The 982-nt window shown below is 38.2% G+C and carries 3 protein-coding genes; all 3 read right to left on the bottom strand.

All coding sequences use genetic code 11. The features are described 5' to 3' along the window. Positions 1-43: 43 nt before the first annotated feature. A complete protein-coding gene (locus tag V757_RS27905) occupies positions 44-373 on the bottom strand; it encodes a DUF2750 domain-containing protein (protein WP_081710639.1) in 330 nt (109 codons plus the stop codon). Beyond that, positions 369-539 carry a hypothetical protein gene (locus tag V757_RS28360; RefSeq protein WP_155805788.1) on the bottom strand — a complete coding sequence of 57 codons (171 nt, stop codon included), beginning with the start codon at positions 537-539 and terminating at the stop codon, positions 369-371. The genes V757_RS27905 and V757_RS28360 overlap by 5 nt, the downstream gene beginning before the upstream one ends. After that, positions 523-982: polymorphic toxin type 8 domain-containing protein (locus V757_RS18360; RefSeq protein ID WP_023949924.1), on the bottom strand; the 460-nt coding region annotated here is incomplete at its 5' end. The genes V757_RS28360 and V757_RS18360, both read right to left, overlap by 17 nt.

Raw genomic sequence — 982 nt, 5'->3', positions numbered from 1 at the left:
WSAKTGGATAATTCGCTTGACAGACACCGTTATAGACTTGAATTCAATTATTGTTCAATGACGATATATACTCCTTTAACTCTTCTAAGTCTTTGAAATTCTTGAACTCAATATTAATTAGATTTTGCTCTAATTGCTGAATAAGGTCCTCCGCAAGTTCTAAAGAAGTTACTTCTTTACCAAACATATGTTGGTCAAAATTTACCCCTACAATTACACCATCAAAAAACATGCCTAAGCACCAATTCTCTATGAACTCTTCCAAGGGAATAACCTTAAGCTTAAAGTTTTTCCAACCCTCTTTTTTGTGATAACTAGCCAATGCTTCTGAAGACCAAACACATAAGACAGGAGCTTCATTACCCTCTTCAATCTAAAAAATGTAATGAGGTACTCAAGGCACTTTCACCCTCACCCATAAGAGTAAAAACCCTTTTTGATTGAGCCACCGATTCAATAAAACTTATATATTGACCAGCAATATCGATCGCATTTTTTAGCATAAGATCACCTTTCCTATCATTAATTACATCTGACATTTCCTCCCCCTTCTTGACGAGACTTGATAATTTCATCTCTACTTTTACCCCCTGCCTTTCCAGAACCTTCACGTGGTTGTAAACCACCACCCTTATCAAATCTATGTTGAATCTTATGATTTCTTTTGAAATTTAAATCAGTGTATGTGTAATCAAAACCTTTCGCATTTTCATATCCTCGCCAATGCGCCAAATCATATCCTGGTGGCACTCTAATCCTCTTTTTAGTTCCCTTTATTCTATTTAACTCCTGTTGAATCCAACCTCTAATATGCTTTGGAGCTTTAACATCATTTAGTAAAGCTCTTAATCTCTGTTGCTTACCTGCTGTACTACGGCGCCACCCCCACGGATCGACCCACTCTACTGGGTTCGGCGCATACTGGTACACATTTATCCCTCCCATCAAGCCGATCGGGTCTTGGCTGATACTGAGTCCCTGA

It is taken from the genome of Pelistega indica (genome assembly GCF_000506865.1).
Taxonomy (GTDB): Bacteria; Pseudomonadota; Gammaproteobacteria; order Burkholderiales; family Burkholderiaceae_B; genus Taylorella; species Taylorella indica.
The sequence above is the reverse complement of the archived record's forward strand: the minus strand, read 5'-3'. Positions and strand labels throughout refer to the sequence as shown.